We start from the raw sequence: 17,670 nt of genomic DNA on the forward strand, positions 1-17,670 counted from the left end.
GGGGCGTTACTCCGGTGGAAGCGTGGAGGGAAACCAGCGTCGCCCGAAGCGGAACGCCACGCCGACCAGCAGGATCAGGACCGGCACTTCGACCAGCGGGCCGATGACCGCGGCGAAGGCGACCGGCGAGCCGAGCCCGAAGGCGGCGATCGCCACCGCGATGGCGAGCTCGAAGTTGTTGCCGGCCGCCGTGAAGGCCACGGCGGTCGTGCGCGGATAGTCGCTTTCGACAAGCTTGCCCATGGCGAAACTGATCGAGAACTGGATCACGAAGTAGATCGTCAGGGGGATCGCGATGCGCACTGCATCGCCGGGCAGGGCGAGGATCTCGTTGCCCTTCAGGCTGAACATGGCGATGATCGTGAACAGCAGCGCCACCAGCGTTACGGGGCCGATGCTGGGCAGGAAGCGGCTTTCGTACCAGTCCGCGCCTTTGGTCCGCACGAGCGTCCTGCGCGTGAGGAAGCCTGCGACGAAGGGAATGCCGAGGTAGATCAGCACCGCTTGTGCGATGGTCCAGAAACGCACGTCGACGACGCTGCCTTCGAGCCCGAACACGGGCGGCAGCACCGTGAGGAAGAACCAGGCGTAGACGCTGAAGAACACGATCTGGAAGATCGAGTTGAACGCGACAAGCGCGGCGACGTACTGGTTGTCGCCTTTCGCGAGCTGGTTCCACACGATCACCATCGCGATGCAGCGGGCGAGGCCGATCAGGATCAGGCCGGTCATGTATTCCGGCGTGTCGGAGAGGAACAGCACGGCGAGCGCGAACATCAGCACCGGCCCGATCAACCAGTTCTGGATCAGCGAGATGACGAGGATGCGCCGGTCGTCGAGGATATGCGGCAGTTCCTCGTAGCGCACCCGCGCCAGCGGCGGATACATCATGAGCACGAGGCCGATCGCGATGGGAACGTTGGTGGTCCCCCAGGCGAGGCTGCCGATCGCGGCGGGCAGGCCGGGAATGGCCGAACCCAGACCGATCCCGAGCGCCATGGCGAGGAAGATCCACAAGGTCAGATAGCGATCGAGGAAAGAGAGGCGCGCGCGGGTGGCCGGTGCAGTCATTTCGTCGCTCCGGACGGTAGGGGCTGGCGATTGCGTGGCATGTCGTGACCTGTTCAACAGCAGGGCGCGAGCTCGGCGACGAGCGGCCCGCACAACTCGGCGCGACCCTGGCAGCAGTCGTTGGCGAGGAACAGCATGAGCCCCTTGAGCGCGTCGATGTTGGCCCGCTGGATCTGGTGGCGGCCACGCCGTTCGGAAAGGACCAGTTCCGATTTCACCATCACGGCAAGCTGCGAGGAAAAGGTGCTCTGGCTCAGTCCCGAGGCCTCGACGAGCGCGCCGGTCGCAAGCCCTTCGGGTTCGTGGCGCACGAGCTGGCGAAAGGCCTCGAGCCGGGTGGGATGGCTCAGCGCGGCGAGAAGCGAGAGGGCTGTTTCGGAATCCATGTATCGAAAATATTCGATGCATCTGGCAGGGTCAAGAACGCACCGAGAAACTGCGATGCAATCATCACGGCGTGATGGCGCGGTCGTTGCGGCGTGGCCTCAGGTCGCGGGCTCGACGGCCTGTGCGGTTTGGCCGATGAGGTCGTTGCAGAAGGCCTGGGTCGCCGGTGAGGGATTGCACGAGCGCACGAGCAGGAGTTCGCTTTCGAAGGCGACGTCCATCGAACGGAAGACCAGCGTGTCGAGGTTCAGGCGGCTAAGCGGGGCGGTCAGCAACGAGACCCCGAAACCCGCCGCGGTGAGGCCGAGCAGGGCAGCCAGGCTGCTTGCCTCGACCGAGATATGGGGGTGGAAACCGGCGGCCTCGCAGTGCGCGACGAGGTGTTCGTTGAAGCCCGCGCCGTTGATCGAGCCGTACATGATCAGCGCCTCGCCGCGCAGGTCCGCCAGCGTGGGGTTCGCCGCTTGCAGCGCCAGCGGGTGGTCGCGCCGCATGGCGAGGGCCATGCCGTCGCGTTGCAGGCAGGTTGCGTGAAAGCCGGTGGGCAGTTCGAGCGTTTCAAAGACGCGCACGATGCCGATGTCGATCTCGCCCCGGTCGAGCCGCACGAGCTGTTCGTTGCGGGGGATGTCGTCAAGCTGCAGCGCGACGAGCGGATTGCGGCGGCGGAATTCGGCAAGCCGGTCCATCACGTGGGGCACGAAGGCGACCGAAGTCGAGAACCCGATCCTGAGGCGCCCGGTTTCGCCACGCCCGGCCCGGCGCGCGGTCTGCAGCGCATAGTCGGCCTGGCGCAAGGTGGCCTGGGCTTCGGGCAGGAACAGCGCACCCGCCTCGGTCAGGCGCACGCGGCGGCTGGTGCGGTCGAACAGCCGCACCCCCATCTCTTCTTCCATTGCGCGGATCTGCTGGCTGAGTGGCGGTTGCGAGATGCCCAGGCGCTTGGCCGCGCGCCCGAAATGCATCTCCTCGGCCACGCACACGAAATAGCGCAAGTGCCGCAGTTCCATCGCGGTTGGATCCTTTGATATGAAAAAGCAATCAATGATGCCTTTTTATATATTGGACATACCGCCACGGCCTTGGCAAGGGCTCACGCGAGGTTTCGTGAGCCGGTGTCCTTGCCTTGTGTGTGGGGCAGATGTCCGGTCGGCATGGGCGTTCGTCCCTTCGGCGGTACCTTGAGGCCCTTCGCGCGCGCCGGCTTTCCCCCGCTGGCGCGTGGCCCCCACGAGAACCATAACCGGAGAGGCACTCGAGCCCGTGCCCGTGCGCGAGCACGGAGCGCAAACGGAGAAGTTGATGATCGGAATTGTGAAGGTCGCGCTGCATCGGCCTTTGACCTTCATTGTCATGGCGATCCTGATCGCGCTGGCCGGTATCCTGGCCGCGGTGCGCACGCCGGTCGACATCTTCCCGGATATCAAGATCCCGGTGATCGCGGTGGCCTGGACCTATTCCGGTCTTCCGCCGCAGGACATGTCCGACCGCATGGTCACGCCCTTCGAGCGCGTGCTGACCACCACTGTCAACGACATCGAGCACATCGAGAGCCAGTCCTACCAGGGCATGGGCGTGGTGAAGATCTACTTCCAGCCCAATGCCGACATCCGTACCGCGACGGCGCAGGTGACCTCGATTTCGCAGACCGTGCTCAAGCAGATGCCGCCGGGTGTGAACCCGCCGCTGATCCTCAACTATTCGGCCTCCACGGTCCCCATTCTCCAGCTCGCGCTCTCCGGCCAGGGCCTGTCCGAGCAGCAGCTCTTCGACATCGGCCAGAACCAGGTGCGTACGCGTCTCGTCACCGTTCCCGGCCTCGCCATGCCCTATCCCTCGGGTGGCAAGCAGCGCCAGGTGCAGATCGACCTCGACCCCCAGGCGCTGCAGGCGCGCGGCCTCTCCGCGCAGGACGTGGGCAACGCCATCGCCGCGCAGAACCAGATCAACCCGGCCGGCTTCGTACGCATCGGTGCCACCGAGTACTCGGTGCGCCTCAACAACGCGCCCGGCTCGATCGAGGCGCTCAACGCCATTCCCGTCAAGGTCGTCAACGGGGCGACGATCTACATGCGCGACGTCGCCTATGTGCGCGATGGCAGCGCGCAGCAGCAGAACGTCGTCCACGTCGAAGGCGGCCGCTCGGTGTTGCTGACGGTGCTCAAGAACGGCGCGGCCTCGACGCTCGCCGTCGTCAACGGGGTCAAGGCGGCGCTGCCTGCGATCCAGGCGAGCCTGCCCTCAAGCCTCAAGGTGCTCCAGGTCGGTGACCAGTCGATGTTCGTGAAGGCGGCCGTCAGCGGCGTGATCCACGAAGGCGCGATCGCGGCCACGCTGACCTCGCTGATGATCCTCTTGTTCCTGGGGTCGTGGCGCTCGACGGTGATCATCGCGCTTTCGATCCCGCTCGCGATCCTTGCCGCCATCGCCGCGCTCGCGGCCTTCGGCCAGACGCTCAACGTGATGACGCTGGGCGGCCTTGCGCTCGCGGTCGGCATCCTCGTCGACGATGCCACGGTGACGATCGAGAACATCAACTGGCACCTCGAGCAGGGCAAGGGCGTTATTCAGGCGATCCTGGATGGCGCGGCGCAGATCGTGACCCCAGCCTTCGTCTCGCTGCTGTGCATCTGCATCGTCTTCGTGCCGATGTTCTTCCTGCCGGGCGTCGCGGGCTACCTGTTCGTGCCGATGGCGCTTTCGGTGGTCTTCGCGATGATCGCCTCCTTCGTACTGTCGCGCACGCTCGTGCCGACGCTGGCGATGTATCTGCTGAAGCCCCACACGCCCGAGGGCGAGAACATCCACAACGCCGGGCAGCCCGGCTCGCACAACCCGCTGGTGCGCTTCCAGCGCGGCTTCGAGGCGCGCTTCGAGAAAGTGCGCGCGGGCTACCTTGGGCTCCTGCGGCGTGCCCTGATTGCGCGCAAGCCGTTCATGCTGGGCTTCATGGGCGTGGTGATCGTCTCGTTCGGCCTGCTCCCGTTCCTGGGGCAGAACTTCTTCCCCTCGGTCGATTCGGGGCAGATCTCGATGCACATCCGCCTGCCGGTGGGCACGCGCATCGAGGCTTCGGCGGCGCATTTCGAGGAGGTCGCCAAGGTCGTGCGGCAGGTCATCCCGGCCGACGAGCTCGAATCGGTGACCGACAACATCGGCCTGCCGATCAGCTCGATCAACACCGTCTACAACAATTCGGGCACGATCGGCCCGCAGGACGGCGACATGCTCATCGCGCTCAAGGAAGGCCATGCGCCGACCGACGAATACGTGGCGAAGCTGCGCAAGGAGCTTCCCGAACGTTTCCCGGGCGATACCTATTCGTTCCTGCCCGCCGACATCACCAGCCAGATCCTGAACTTCGGGTCGCCTTCGCCGATCGACGTGCAGGTCAGCGGCAAGGACGTCGCGGCCTCGCGCGAATACGCGCATAAGCTGATCAAGAAGCTCCATGAAATCCCGGGCCTGGCCGACATTCGCAGCCAGCAGCCCGCCCACGCGCCGCAGATCGACGTCGACGTCGACCGTTCGCGCATCGGCCAGTACGGGCTCAGCGAGAAGGACGTGACGACCAGCCTCGCCAGTTCGCTGGCGGGTACCGCGCAGACCGCGCCGGTCTATTTCGTCAACCCGGACAACGGGGTGTCCTATCCGGTCGTCGCGCAGGCCCCGCAGTACCGGGTGGGATCGATGAACCAGCTGTCGGACCTGCCCGTGACGGGCAGTTCCGGGAATTCGACCCAGCCGCTTGGCGCGCTGGCGCAAGTGACCCGCTCGAACACGGTGCCGGTGGTCTCGCACTACAACATCCAGCCGGTGGTCGACATCTACGGCACCACGCAAGGGCGTGACCTGGGCGCGGTGGCGGGCGACGTGGCGAAGGCGATCGCGCAGCTCAAGGACCAGGAGCCCAAGGGCGCCAAGGTCACCATCCGCGGCCAGTACGAGACGATGAACACCGCCTTCGCCGGGCTCGGCTTCGGCCTGCTCGGCGCGGTTTTCCTGATCTACCTGCTGATCGTGGTGAACTTCCAGAGCTGGCTCGACCCCTTCGTCATCATCACCGCATTGCCCGCTGCGCTTGCCGGGATCGTGTGGATGCTGTTCACCACCAACACCACGCTCTCGGTTCCCGCACTGACGGGCGCGATCATGTGCATGGGCGTGGCGACCGCCAACTCGATCCTCGTCGTCAGCTTCGCGCGCGAAAAGCTCGCCGAGACCGGCGATGCCTTCCAGGCCGCGATGGAGGCAGGCCTCGTGCGCTTCCGCCCGGTGCTGATGACCGCGCTTGCGATGATCATCGGCATGGCGCCGATGGCGCTGGGCCTGGGCGAGGGGGGCGAGCAGAACGCCCCGCTCGGCCGCGCGGTCGTCGGCGGCCTGATCTGCGCCACCATTGCCACCCTCTTCTTCGTTCCCACCGTCTTCAGCTATGTTCACCGCCGCCGCAGCGAAAGCCGCGACGCGTCCGACACCCGCTCCATGGAGCCGCAGCCCAGCCATGCATGACACTCAGCTTCCCGAAAACGCCGGCCCCGACAGCCGGACCCTCAAGAAAGTGGGGATCGCCGCCGCGGTGCTGGCCATCGCCGTCGTGGCGACGGGCCTCGTCACCCGCTCGATGGCGACGCAGGAACTCGACGCCGTGGCCAGTGCGGCGGCCCTTCCCAAGGTGAGCGTCGTGACACCTGCCCTTGCCACCGGTGGTGACGGGCTGGTTCTTCCCGGCACCGTGCAGGCCTACAACAGCGCCGCGATCTACGCGCGTACCAACGGCTACGTGCGCAGCTGGCAGGCCGATATCGGCGACCGCGTGGGCGCGGGCCAGACGCTGGCCACGCTCGACGCGCCCGATCTCGACCAGCAGCTCGCCCAGGCCAAGGCCGACTACCAGACCGCACTCGCCAACCAGAAGCTGGCGGTGAGCACCTCGAAGCGCTGGCAGGACATGCTCGCCAAGGACGCGGTCTCGCAGCAGGAAGCCGACGAGAAGGCGGGCGACCTCGCCGCCAAGACCGCACTTGCCAACGCCGCGCTCGCCAACTTGCGCCAGATCCAGGCGCAGCACGGCTTCACGCGCCTTTCCGCGCCCTTCGCGGGCATCGTCACCAGCCGTTCGGCGCAGATCGGCGCGCTCGTGGTTGCGGGCAACGCCGCCGCGCAGCCCTTGTTCACCGTCTCGGACGTCCACCGCATGCGCATCTACGTGCGGGTGCCGCAGGTCTATTCCTCGCAGATCCACCCCGGCCTCGCCGCGACGCTGACGCTGCCCGAATTCGCCGGACGCACGTTCCAGGCCGAAACCGTGCGCAGCGCCAACGCGGTCGACCCGCAGTCGGGCGCGGTGCTGGTCGAACTCCAGGCCGCCAATCCCGACGGCGCGCTCAAGGCCGGAGCCTATGCCCACGTCTCCTTCGCGGTGGCGGACGGCACCGGCAACGCGCTTCGCCTGCCGGGCAGCGCGATCCACTTCGGTTCCGAAGGTCCCACCGTGGCGGTCGTCGACACGGCTGGGCGCGTGACCATGAAGGGCGTCACGATCGCGCGCGACGAAGGCAAGACCGTGCTGGTTTCCTCGGGCGTGGGCAAGGCCGACCGGATCATCGATTCGCCGCCCGATTCGATCGCGACGGGCGACAAGGTCTCGGTCGTTCCCGCCAAGAAGCCGGCCGGGAAGGGTGCCAAGCCCGATGCCTGAGGCTCCGGTTCGAAGCTCGATGGCGCGCTGGCTGCTGGGTGCGGCCGGAGCCGGCCTGATGGTCGCCACCGGCGCCTGCTCGATGGCGCCTGACTACCACGCGCCCGAAACCGCCAGCGTGCCGGCCTTCAAGGAAGTCGCTGGCTGGAGCCCGGCGCACCCGGCCGATGCCGCCGCGCGCGGGCCCTGGTGGCAGAGCTATGGCGACCCCGTGCTCGACGATCTCGAGGCCAGGGCCGAGGCCGCGAGCCCCACGCTCGCCGCCGCGCTCGCGCGCTACGACAGCGCCCGCGCCGCCGCGCGCGAGGCCGGGGCGGACTTGCTGCCCACCGCGTCGGTGAACGGCTCGGCCGCGCGGGACCGGGTCTCGGCCGGGCGCCCGCTCTCGACCGGCCGGGCGGTGACCTATGACGACTATATCGTGGGCGGTTCGCTGTCGTACGAGGTCGACTTGTGGGGCCGGGTCCGCAACTCGGCGCGCGCCAGTGCGGCCGAGGCGGACGCGAGCAAGGCCGATCTCGCCTCGGCGCGGCTGAGCCTCCAGGCCTCGGTTGCCGATGCCTATTTCCGCCTGCGCGGGCTCGACGCTGAGGCCCGGCTGCTGGCGCAGTCGGTGGATGCGTTCGCACGTGCCTACGAGCTGACGAAGACCCGCCACGAGGGTGGAATCGCTTCGGGGATCGACGTCAACCGGGCGCACACCGTGCTCGCCAACGCGCAGGCGCTGGTGGCCGAGAACGCCAACCAGCGCGCGGCGACCGAGCACGAGCTGGCCGCGCTGACCGGTGCCGTCGCTTCGCAGTTCACGCTCGCCTCGACCGCCGACACGGCGCTGCCGACGCCCTTCGTGGCGGCGGTGGGCACGCCGTCGACGCTGCTCGAGCGGCGTCCCGACGTGGCCGCGGCCGAGCGCCGGGTCTTTGCCGCCAACGCCGAGATCGGCGTCGCGCGCGCGGCCTTTTTCCCGTCGCTGACACTGGGCGCGAGCGGTGGCTGGCGTACCACGCACGGCGACATCTTCTCGGCGCCCAACACCTTCTGGGGGCTGGGTCCGCTGTCTTCGGTGCTCACGCTGTTCGACGGCGGGAAACGCAAGGCGCAAGTGCGCATGGCCCGCGCGGACTACGAGGCGATCGCGGCGAATTACCGCCAGACCGTGCTCACCGCCTTCCGCGAGGTCGAGGACGCCATCGCCGCGCAGCGCCAACTCGCGGCGCAGGGGGCGGCCCAGAAGGAAGCGGCCGACGCGGCCGGCCGGACGAGCGAGATCGCCATGTCGCGCTACCGCGACGGGGCCTCGGACTACCTCGAGGTCGTCACCGCGCAGACCGACGCGCTTTCCGCCAAGCGGGCCTACATCCTGGTCGAGACCCAGCGCATGCAGGCCAGCGTCGCACTGGTGCGCGCGCTCGGCGGCACCGGTTCGGCCTGAATCCGTTTAGCGCGAGGCGGACGGCGGTCCGCCTCGCGGACTACTGCTTGCGCACCAGTGGCCCGCCCACCTTGTAGGCCAGCGCCTCGAGGATGATGCCGTTGTTGTTGGCGCTGAGCGAGTTGATCCGCCCGCCGCCTTCGAGCACGCCCTCGTAGATTCCGCGCTCGGGATCGAATTCGCCCGCGACGGCATCGAACAGCTTGTCCGTATAGGGCGTGGGCCAGAGCACCCACATCCCGATCGCCGCCTTGAGCGCGACCGCACTCGCGCCGGTGATTGGCTGTCCGCGCGCGTCGATCGTCGCCCAGGGGGTGCCGTCGGCATAGACCGTGTCGTAGGCGAAGTAGGGCGAGGTGGCGAGCTGGTGTTCGGTACGCGCGGTCAGGATCCCGGTCTGCTGCGCGCGGCGTTCCTGCGCGAGGTAGATGTGCCAGGCCTGCGCGGCGCGCCAGCCATCGGTGAACTCGAAGGCGTTCGAGCGGTTGTCGTTGGCCGCGTCCCAGCCGAACTCGATCCCGTCGAGCATGGCGCTTTCGGTGACGACGTGGTTGCTCGCCCCGTGGCTCTTCACCGTGCGCTGGTCATGCGCGATGGTGACGCCCTGCACTTGCGCCGTCGCGTAAGGCTCGGGCGCGGCGGCCTTCTTCGCCTCCTGCCCCCAGAGCGCGAAGCCCTTGGCCGAATATTCCTCGTAGCCCAGGCGCCCTTCCTGCAAGTAGACGACCTTGCCCTTGCTGAAGGCAGTGCCATAGAGTTCCCCGCCGCGCACCAGGCCGGCGATCTTCCAGTAGCGCACCAGGTCCTGCACCGCGGGCGCGAGCTCGGGGTAGCGCCCTTCGACGATTTTCATCCAGACCAGCGCGCGGCCCATGTCGAGTGCCGAGCAGCCGATCTCCTTGGGGCTGTTCGAATAGTCGGTGCGCTGGAGCGTCGCGGTGTTGAAGGCCTTGTTCGGGCACAGGTTCTGGAACAGCGGGATCTTGCGCAGCGAGGCGAGGATGGCCGAAAGCCGGCCTTGCGCCTCGGCGTGTTCGGCAAGTCCGAGCTGGTCCGCCGCGACGATCCCGCCGATCACTGCGGCGGTGTCCCACAAGGTCGAGGAGGGATAGTTCTCGGCCGCGTTGACGAGGCCGGTCGCACCTTGCGTGTTGCGTTTGATGTAGGACCAGGCCGCGGCGGCCAGCGCCGTCTCGCGTTCGCTCAGCGGTCCGTTGCGCCCGGGATGACGCGCTGCCGCATCGCGCGGGGCGACCCAGCGCGCGCCCTCGACGATCGGGCTGTCCTCGGCGGGGGGCAGGGTGGGGCCTCCCGGCGTGGCCGCGAAGGGCACGGGCGGCGGCGTGGGGGCCGCGGCCGGTGCCGGTTGCGGCGCTGCGGACGCGGAAGCGGTCGCGCCGGTCCGGGGCGTGCCCAGCGCCTCGCCCTTCAGGATCGGCCCTTGCGCCTTGTAGAGCAGCGTCTCGAGGATGATGCCGTTGTTGTTGGCGGTGAAGGCGGGGATTCGCTCGCCATTGCTCTCGAGCAGGCCCTCGTAGAAGCCCTTTTCGGGATCGAAGGCCGAGCGAACGTGGGCGAACAGGGCGTCGGTATAGGGGGTGTCCCAAAGCGCCCAGAGGCCAAGCGCGCCTTTCAGCGAGACCGAGGCGTACTGGGGATAGCTCTCACCGGTGTCGGTGATCGTGGCCCAGGGCACGCCGTCGCTGAACACGGTGTCGTAGACGAAGTAGGGCGCGCCCGCGAGCTGGTGCTCGGTGCGCGCGGTGAAGATGCCGGTGCGCGCGTAGCGCTCTTCCTGCGCCTGGTAGACGCGCTGGGCCGAGCGTGCGATCCAGCCGTTGGTGAAGGTGAAGGGGCCGCTGGTGGCGTCACCCGGAAGGTCCCAGCCCATCTCGATCCCGTCGAGCGCGTAGCTTTCGGTGACGACGTAGTTGTGCGCGCCGAACAGCTTGGGGTCGCGCGCATCGTAGGGCAGCTTGACGCCGTAGAGGGAGACGAGGCCGTAAGGCGCCGCCGCCGCCGCCTTGGCGGTGTCGTAGCCCCACAGGCGAAAGGCACTGGCGGCATACTCCTCGTAGCCCAGGCGCCCCTCCTGGAGGAACTGGATCTGCCCCTTGTCGTCGAGCGCGGTGCCGTAAAGCTCACCGGCGCGCACCAGGCTCGGCACGTTCCAGTGCGCGACGGCAGCCCCGACGGCGGGGGCAAGGTCGGGATAGCGCTGCTCGAGAATGCGCATCCACAGCAGCAGGCGCCCGACGTCGAGCGCCGAGCAGCCGATCTCGCCCGGCTCGTTGGTATAGGTCACGCGCTGCGCGGTCTGCGTGTTGTAGGCCTTGTTCGGGCAGGTCTGGCGGAACAGTTCGATGCGCGCGAGCGTGGCGAGGATCGCGGAGAGGCGGCCTTGGGCCTCGTCCGGTCCGATCACGCCGAGCTGGTTGGCCGAGACGATGGCGGCGATCGAGCTGCCGATGTCCCACAAGGTGGTGGAGGGGAAGGCGTCGACCGCATTGACGAGGCCGGTCGCGCCTTGCGTGTTGTTCTGGAAATAGCGCCAGGCGGTGCGCGCCATGGCCAGCTCGTCCTCGCTGAGCGGTCCGCTACGGCCCGGGTGGGCCTGTGCGGCGGACTTGGGGGTGAGCGAGAAGGTCCCGGCCACGACCGGATCGGAGGCGGTTTCCGCCTGCGCCGGGGCGATCGTGCCCAGCGTCAGGAAAATGGCGAGGAGACGCAGCAGCACGCGAGAAGGGGACATCTCAGTGGGCCCCGACCTTCGCCTTGGCCCCGGCTTTCGCTTTGTCTTGCGCCTCGCGCACGGCGAGCGTGCGCAGCAGCGCCTCGGCTTCCTTTGGGCCGAGTGCCGGGGCGGGCGCGGTCTCGGCCCCGAGCCGCGCGGCGATCTGCTCGAGCTCGGGGGTGCGCTGTTCGGCCGGGATCTGCGCCCAGGCATAAGCGGCGGCCCGCTGCGTCGCAGGATCGAGCGCCGAATGCCCGAAGGTGCGCAGCGCCAGCGTGCCTGGCTCGTTCGCCTCGATCGAGGCGATCAGCGCGCTGGCGGTGATCAGTCCGGCGACGATGACGAGGTGGCTGCGGGCCTTCACGAGGTTGGCGGCAAAGGACATCATTCGCTCTCCCAATCGGGCTTCCAGAACGCGGCGCGTACCATGATCGCCATCGCCGCGATATTGTTGAGACCCCAGAAGCCGTTCGCGATCAGGCCGCCGAGGCTGTAGGTGGGGTTGGCCAGGGCCACTTGCAGGCCCGCCCAGGCGAGCCCGGCCAAAGTGGCCAGCGCCAGCGCGAGCTGGGGCCAGACGAGGTGCACGAAATTGCCCGCCTGGCGCTCCTTGGGGGTGACCGGGAACTTGATCTGCTTGCCCCGCACCACCGCCCAGAGCGCGCGCAGGTTGAGCGGGAACGAGGCCAGGTAGGTGACTTTGCCCTTGTAGCCCGAGACGCCCCAGGTGCCGACCATGAAGGCCAGCTCGTTGAACACCAGGAACGGCAACGCGTGCGCGAAGAAATCGCTGGTATAGGCGCTGACCGGTGCGACGCCGAAGAACAAATAGATGAGCGGCGCCACCAGGAACACCAGGTTCCACACCGCGCCAAGGTACGACCAGAAAGTGGTCAGGTACATCAGGCGCTGGGGCAGGGTGAGGCCGGGCTTGGTCACCGGGTTGTCGTTGAAGAAGATGTCGAGGCTGCCGCCGGCGTACTTGAAGCGCTGGATCGTCCAGGTCAGCAAGTCCTGGGGCGAGAGCATCTTCGATTCCACCTCGGGGTGCAGCACCGACTTCCAGCGGCGTTCGGTGTCGCGATGGAGCACGATCGAGGTGTAGATGTCTTCCGAGACGTGGAACTTGTAGGGGGTCAGTTCCTCGGCCTGGGCGGCCTGCCAGCGCGCGAGTGCGAGCGCGGCCGGATCGGACTTGCGGCCCCGGATGCGGTCGAGCAGCGAACGCTTCTCCGCGCTCGCCCCGGCGATGCTCTGGGCATAGGCGCGAAGCGCCACGAACATCACCGCCTCGCGCCGGTGGAGCGAGGCCGCGCCGCAGCAGAACGCCGCGTTGGCGCGGTTGCGACGGCGCTGGATGACGTCGTAGAACATCGCAGGGTCGTTGACGAAGGGGTCCTCGCCGACGCGGATCTCGCCGAAGATGCGCTCGATCCCGCGGGCGAGCAGGCGTCCGGGGGCTCCCGCCGCCGCGCCCCAGGTCTCGGTGAGGGTGCGTCCCTCGGGCAAGTCGTAAAACCACTGCGGGGTCTGCACGAAGGCGACGTCGGGATCGCGAAAGTAGCCCAGCGTGCGTTCGAGCAGGGTCGGGAAGGGGCGCGTGTCGGCGTCGCAGATGACGATGAAGTCGCCGCTCGTCTGCTCCATCGCGTTGCGCAAGTTGCCCGCCTTGAAGCCGACGTTGTTGGTGCGGCTGATGTAATTGACGCCTTCCTCGTCCGCGACCGCGCGCATCGTCGCGCGCCGTCCGTCGTCGAGGACGTGGACGGTGAGGGTCAGCGGATGGGGGTAGCGCATCGCCTTGGCGTCGCGAATCGAGAGCCGGACAAGCTCCTCGTCCTCGTTGTAGGTGGCAATGAAGATGTCCACGCTGAGCGGGCGGGTGTCCTCGGCGCTATCAGTACAGTCGCCGATCGTGGCTGGCGGCGGGCGCCTTTCGTAATCGTTTGTAGACCAGAGATTATATGTAAAAAGCACCAGGCCAACAAAGGCGAGGCTTTCGGCAAGTACTAGGGGTAGGGAAAACCACAGCGCATCATAATTGAGCGAGTGCATCCAGCGCCACCACAAGTACCAAATGCCTAAGATCAAATTTATCGTCGCCAAATACTGCCACGATACTTCATTGAATGCAGACTTGGGTAGCGGTTCGGGAGGGCGACGACCTTCGAACCGTTCAAAGTAAAATGTCATTAACCCTACCTATGACATCTTGAGTGCGTCTAAACTGTGGAGACACCTTGCGGGCGACGCAAGATTTAATAGGGTGGGAAGATGATTATTTACAGGGCCTTGAAGTGGCCCCTTGTGTCGGCTTGTGCGCTTGGCGTCGGGAGCATCGCTTCCGGCGGACCTCTGGCTGCGCAAGAGGCGTCCCCGCCCGTCGCGGCGCAGGACGGTGTCCTGGGAGGCGACGTCCAGGCCAGCGTGGAGGGCGATCCGGTGGTGCGCGGCGCCGAGAGTTCGTTCGCGTTTCCGCTCGACGACCTCTACGCGCGCAAGCACGACAGCGAGGCGCGCGAGATGCTCGACGGCCTAACCGTCACGCCCGGCTTCTACATGCCGTTCAGCTCGCGCTCGGTGGGGCAGGGCGCCAATGGCGTCGCCACCTCGACCAGCCCGGTCGCGCGGCTGGACCTGCGGTATCAGCCGGTCGGCTACTGGTTCGCCCAGATCGCGCTCAATCGCTATCTCGACAGCTCGCGACGGCAGGATTGGGACCCGGACTTCACCTATAGCTTCGGCTACGACGACTGGCACCCCTACACCTTCAGCCTGGTCTATTCGAACTACACCAACAACCGCTTCGATCCCGCGCCGGGCGAGCCGGTCACCCGGCTCGATTACGGGACGGTGGCCTTTGGCTACAAGGCCCCGCTGCCGCGTGCGCTGGCCGAGCCGCTGCTCCTCGACGACACGCTTTCGATCGACTGCCGGGCCAACCTCAACGTCACCCCGCGCTACGATCGCAACGACGGCGGGGTGGGGCACTGGAAGAACAATGTCTCGCTGGGCTGCCGCTATCCCTTTACCCGGCGGCTCTACATCGATTTCACCGCCTATGCCTGGGGTCACGGCCAGCAACCGTGGGATCCGGACTTCACTTATGGTTTCGGGCTTTTCGACTACCGCTCGAACCATGTATCCCTGCAATACGCCAACTATTCGGGCAATCGCTTCCCCTGGCGCACGGCGCGCGAGGGCACGGGGCGGTTCCGCAACGGCGGATTGCTGCTTTCCTGGAGCCACGCGTTTTGAGCCCACTTGCCACTCGCCGCGCTAGCCTCACCCGGTTGGGAGCGCTTGGATTTGCCGGGACCGCGCTGGCCACGCTCGGCGGCTGCGGCACCGTGGTGCGCGCGCTGCGCGAGGAAACCCGCGGCATGGCCTCGCCCGGCCCCAGCGACCGGCGCCGGGCCGAGACCGCCTGGCGCTATTTTCGCAGCACCCGCAATGGCGCGACCGGCCTTTGCGAGGCGGTCGCCGGCGCCGGTTTCGCTTCGGCCACCAGCATCGCCGACCAGATCGCGGCGGGCCTTTGTGCCTATCGTCTGGGCGTGGTGTCGCGGGTCGATTTCGACGCAGCCATGAGCGCGCTGCTCGCCTTCCTCGCGCGTGCACCGTTGGCCGGAGGCGCACTGCCGGGTCGCTTCTATGCGGTGGCGACGGGCGCGCTGATCGATCCGCCGGCGGCCTCGGGCGATCCGGGCTGGTCGGGCATCCAGCTCGGACGGCTGCTGCTGTGGCTGCGCGCGCTGACCGACCGTTTCGAACAGTACCGCGTGCCGGTCGCCACGATCGTCGCGCGCTGGCGGATTTGCGATGCGCTCGACGACGAAGGCCGGATCTGCGAAGGCCTGCCCGGCAATCCGCAAGGGCTCGCCCGCCAGCCCGAGATTGGCGCGGGCTATGCGATCTACGCCGAGCAGGGCTACCGCGCCTGGGGGCTCTCGCCCGCGCGCACGGTGCCGCTTGCCAGCGATTTCGCGGTTACCGTCGAAGGCCAGGACTTCGCGATTGGCGGTCTGGGTTCGAAGCGTCCGCCGCTTCAGATCATGCCCTATGCGCTGCTCGGGCTGGAGCTTGGCTGGAAGGGCGTTTCGGGCAGCGATCTCTCGGCCGAGAAGGCGCTCCTTGCGCGCATGTTCGACGTCCAGGACCGCCGCCGGGCGCGGACCGGCATCCTGACCGCGCGCGCCGATTTCAAGCGCACCAGCGCGCCCTATGCGCTGATCGGCGGCATCGTCGCGGGCGGCACGCCCTGGGGCACGGTGGGTGAGGACGGCACCGCCTTCCCCGAATTCGGCCTGCTGGCGACCAAGGCGAGCTTCGCGATGTGGGCGCTGGGCGCGCCTGGCGCCAAGGAGACCATGGCTGCCACCGATACGCTGTTCGACGGCGGAGGCGGATGGCTGGAAGGGCGCTATGAGACGAGCGGAGCGCAGGAGTGGACGCGCAGCGCGGCGACCAACGCCGTGGTGCTCGAGGCGCTGCTCTACCGCGAGCTCGGTCCGGTGATCGACAAGGCCGAGCCGGCTGCGCTGACCCCCGACGGCACGGCCGGCTTCGCCTGCCCGCAGGCGCGATGAAAGTCCGCACCTTCACGGTTCCCGGCGAGGCCGGGGGGGAGGCGGGGGAGGAAGCCCGGCGCCTCGCGATCGTGGACAGCTTTCCCGTGCTGCACGAGCCCGTCTCGCTTGACGTGCAGTCGCTCGTGGCCGAGACCGCCGAGATTTTCGAGGTTCCGATAACGCTCATCTCGATCGTCACTCGCGACGAGCAGTGCTTTGCCGCGAGCCGCGGCCTCGACGTGCCTTCCACCCCGCGATCGATCTCGTTTTGCGGGCACGCGGTGGCGGCCGGAGCGACGCTGGTGGTCGAGGATGCCCTCGAGGATCCGCGCTTCGCGGGCAACCCCCTGGTGATCGGGCCGCCGCATATCCGCTTCTACGCGGGCGCGCCGCTGTTCGCGGCCGAGGGCCTCGCGATCGGGACCTTGTGCGTGATCGACACCGCGCGTCGCCGTTTTTCGGTGGACGACATCGCGCGCCTCGAACTCCAGGCTTCGCGGGTCATGCGCCGTCTCGAAGCGGCGCGAAAGGCGCATCCGTGAGCCGCGTGCGCAGCCGGGCGGTGCACGCCGTGGCGTGCTTCGTCATGCTGCTGGCGCTGGCGAGCGCGATCGGGCTGCTGCGCGCCGGGCATCCGATGCTCGCGCTGGGGCTGGGCATGACCCTGGCCTCGCTGGCGATCATGGTCTGGCAGGTCGAGGCGCGTGCGAGTTTCGCCTCCGAGGCGCGGGCCAACGCGGCGCTGCTGCGCGCCACGCTCGACAACGTCGATCACGGCATTGCCCTGATCGATGCCGAGGGTGGCTTGCTGGCCTGGAACGCCCGGCTCGCCTCGTTGCTGGGCGTCATTCCCGAGCCGGGCATGCCGATCCACGCGATGATCGAACAGGCGCCCGGCTGGGCGGGCGAGCTCGAGGAAGTGCGCGCGGTGCGCAGCCGCAACCCGCTTCGTCTCGAGCGCGCGCTCCCGCTCAGCGAACGCTTCGTCGAAGTGCGCGGTGCGCCCGTAGAGGACGGCCTATACGCGCTGACGTATACCGACATCACCGAAAGGCGCGCGCAGGAGCGCCTGACCAGCGATTTCATCTCCAGCGTCAGCCACGAATTGCGCACGCCGCTGACTTCGATCCGCGGCGCGCTGGGGCTGATGCAGGCGGCCGGGGAGGAACTGCCGCCGCGTGTCGCCAGCCTCGCCGCGCTTGCCGGTCGCAACGCCGAGCGCCTGCTCACGCTCGTCAACGACCTGCTCGACGTCGAGAAGATCGAGAGTGGACGGCTCGATTTCGATTTTGCGCCGGTCGACCTTAACGCGATCGCGCTTGAGGCGGCGGAGGTGAACGCCGCCTACGCCCAGCGGCGCGGGGTGACCCTGACGCTGGGACGCGAGGTTCGCCCGGTGATGGTCCGTGCCGATGCCGGACGCCTCCAGCAGGTCATGGCCAATCTCATTTCCAATGCGGCCAAGTTCTCGCCGCAGGGCGGGATCGTGACGATCACCGTGGAACTGCGCCTGGGCGAGGCGCTGATAACGGTGCACGACCACGGCGAGGGCGTGCCCGAAGCCTTCCGTTCGCGCATCTTCGGCAAGTTCGCGCAGGCGGCGAGCGGCGACCAGCGCCAGACCGGGGGTAGCGGCCTGGGCCTCAACATTTCGCGCGCGATCGTCGAGCGTCACGGCGGCACGATCGGCTTCACCAGCGAGCCGGGCAACACCAGCTTTCGCGTCGTCCTGCCGATCATGGCGGCGGCCAGCCAGGCCGCCTGAGTCCTCGCC

At 67.9% G+C, this 17,670-nt stretch carries 13 protein-coding genes; 7 read left to right on the top strand and 6 right to left on the bottom strand.

Going from position 1 to position 17,670, the window contains the following annotated elements:
• Nucleotides 1-6: 6 nt before the first annotated feature.
• The 3 genes from arsB to HT136_RS06445 form a co-directional block, all read right to left on the bottom strand.
• Complete coding sequence (gene arsB, locus HT136_RS06435; protein WP_214198736.1) at nt 7-1,071, bottom strand: ACR3 family arsenite efflux transporter; 1,065 nt, start codon at nt 1,069-1,071, stop codon at nt 7-9.
• A gap of 53 nt (nt 1,072-1,124) precedes the next feature.
• Nucleotides 1,125-1,457 (bottom strand): ArsR/SmtB family transcription factor, encoded by a 333-nt coding sequence (locus HT136_RS06440; protein ID WP_214198737.1) that lies wholly within the window; start codon nt 1,455-1,457, stop codon nt 1,125-1,127.
• A 99-nt stretch (nt 1,458-1,556) separates the two neighbouring features.
• Nucleotides 1,557-2,468 carry a LysR substrate-binding domain-containing protein gene (locus HT136_RS06445; RefSeq protein ID WP_214198738.1) on the bottom strand — a complete coding sequence of 304 codons (912 nt, stop codon included), beginning with the start codon at nt 2,466-2,468 and terminating at the stop codon, nt 1,557-1,559.
• Between the two features lie 292 nt (nt 2,469-2,760).
• Here HT136_RS06445 and HT136_RS06450 point away from each other — a divergent pair, with 292 nt between their 5' ends.
• Genes HT136_RS06450 through HT136_RS06460 form a run of 3 tightly spaced genes read left to right on the top strand, consistent with a single transcriptional unit; the run spans nt 2,761 to nt 8,591 of the window.
• Nucleotides 2,761-5,970 (top strand): efflux RND transporter permease subunit, encoded by a 3,210-nt coding sequence (locus tag HT136_RS06450; RefSeq protein ID WP_214198739.1) that lies wholly within the window; start codon nt 2,761-2,763, stop codon nt 5,968-5,970.
• Nucleotides 5,963-7,159: an efflux RND transporter periplasmic adaptor subunit gene (locus HT136_RS06455; protein WP_214198740.1), complete on the top strand. Its 1,197-nt coding sequence runs from the start codon at nt 5,963-5,965 to the stop codon at nt 7,157-7,159. The genes HT136_RS06450 and HT136_RS06455 overlap by 8 nt, the downstream gene beginning before the upstream one ends.
• Entirely contained in the window at nt 7,152-8,591 is a 1,440-nt protein-coding gene (locus HT136_RS06460; protein WP_425516882.1) for an efflux transporter outer membrane subunit, read from the top strand. Before HT136_RS06455 ends, HT136_RS06460 begins: the two co-directional genes overlap by 8 nt.
• A gap of 40 nt (nt 8,592-8,631) precedes the next feature.
• Here the strand turns inward: HT136_RS06460 and HT136_RS06465 are convergent, their stop codons facing one another.
• From HT136_RS06465 to HT136_RS06475, 3 genes are read right to left on the bottom strand one after another with little or no spacing between them, the layout of a single operon-like run.
• Nucleotides 8,632-11,343 carry a DUF3131 domain-containing protein gene (locus HT136_RS06465; RefSeq protein ID WP_214198741.1) on the bottom strand — a complete coding sequence of 904 codons (2,712 nt, stop codon included), beginning with the start codon at nt 11,341-11,343 and terminating at the stop codon, nt 8,632-8,634.
• A 1-nt stretch (nt 11,344) separates the two neighbouring features.
• Nucleotides 11,345-11,713 (bottom strand): hypothetical protein, encoded by a 369-nt coding sequence (locus HT136_RS06470; protein WP_214198742.1) that lies wholly within the window; start codon nt 11,711-11,713, stop codon nt 11,345-11,347.
• Nucleotides 11,710-13,194: a glycosyltransferase family 2 protein gene (locus HT136_RS06475; RefSeq protein WP_343222121.1), complete on the bottom strand. Its 1,485-nt coding sequence runs from the start codon at nt 13,192-13,194 to the stop codon at nt 11,710-11,712. The genes HT136_RS06470 and HT136_RS06475 overlap by 4 nt, the downstream gene beginning before the upstream one ends.
• A 423-nt stretch (nt 13,195-13,617) precedes the next feature.
• Between HT136_RS06475 and HT136_RS06480 the strand changes: the two genes are divergently transcribed.
• The 4 genes from HT136_RS06480 to HT136_RS06495 are packed head-to-tail and all read left to right on the top strand — an operon-like array spanning nt 13,618 to nt 17,661.
• The gene (locus HT136_RS06480) at nt 13,618-14,583 is read left to right on the top strand and encodes a hypothetical protein (protein WP_214198744.1); all 966 of its coding nucleotides are present in this window, start codon (nt 13,618-13,620) and stop codon (nt 14,581-14,583) included.
• A complete protein-coding gene (locus HT136_RS06485) occupies nt 14,580-15,914 on the top strand; it encodes a DUF3131 domain-containing protein (protein WP_214198745.1) in 1,335 nt (444 codons plus the stop codon). The genes HT136_RS06480 and HT136_RS06485 overlap by 4 nt, the downstream gene beginning before the upstream one ends.
• Nucleotides 15,911-16,438 (top strand): GAF domain-containing protein, encoded by a 528-nt coding sequence (locus HT136_RS26480; RefSeq protein WP_214198746.1) that lies wholly within the window; start codon nt 15,911-15,913, stop codon nt 16,436-16,438. Before HT136_RS06485 ends, HT136_RS26480 begins: the two co-directional genes overlap by 4 nt.
• Nucleotides 16,435-17,661: a sensor histidine kinase gene (locus tag HT136_RS06495; protein WP_214198747.1), complete on the top strand. Its 1,227-nt coding sequence runs from the start codon at nt 16,435-16,437 to the stop codon at nt 17,659-17,661. Before HT136_RS26480 ends, HT136_RS06495 begins: the two co-directional genes overlap by 4 nt.
• Nucleotides 17,662-17,670 lie beyond the last annotated feature (9 nt).

Source organism: Novosphingobium profundi, from assembly GCF_018491765.1.
Lineage (GTDB): Bacteria > Pseudomonadota > Alphaproteobacteria > Sphingomonadales > Sphingomonadaceae > Novosphingobium > Novosphingobium profundi.

Coding starts and splice junctions, on each gene's coding strand:
- HT136_RS06470 (WP_214198742.1), bottom strand. CDS start 11,713: ATGATGTCCTTTGCCGCCAACCTCGTGAAGGCCCGCAGCCACCTCGTC.
- HT136_RS06440 (WP_214198737.1), bottom strand. CDS start 1,457: ATGGATTCCGAAACAGCCCTCTCGCTTCTCGCCGCGCTGAGCCATCCC.
- HT136_RS06455 (WP_214198740.1), top strand. CDS start 5,963: ATGCATGACACTCAGCTTCCCGAAAACGCCGGCCCCGACAGCCGGACC.
- HT136_RS06460 (WP_425516882.1), top strand. CDS start 7,152: ATGCCTGAGGCTCCGGTTCGAAGCTCGATGGCGCGCTGGCTGCTGGGT.
- HT136_RS06450 (WP_214198739.1), top strand. CDS start 2,761: ATGATCGGAATTGTGAAGGTCGCGCTGCATCGGCCTTTGACCTTCATT.
- HT136_RS26480 (WP_214198746.1), top strand. CDS start 15,911: ATGAAAGTCCGCACCTTCACGGTTCCCGGCGAGGCCGGGGGGGAGGCG.
- HT136_RS06445 (WP_214198738.1), bottom strand. CDS start 2,468: ATGGAACTGCGGCACTTGCGCTATTTCGTGTGCGTGGCCGAGGAGATG.
- arsB (WP_214198736.1), bottom strand. CDS start 1,071: ATGACTGCACCGGCCACCCGCGCGCGCCTCTCTTTCCTCGATCGCTAT.
- HT136_RS06465 (WP_214198741.1), bottom strand. CDS start 11,343: ATGTCCCCTTCTCGCGTGCTGCTGCGTCTCCTCGCCATTTTCCTGACG.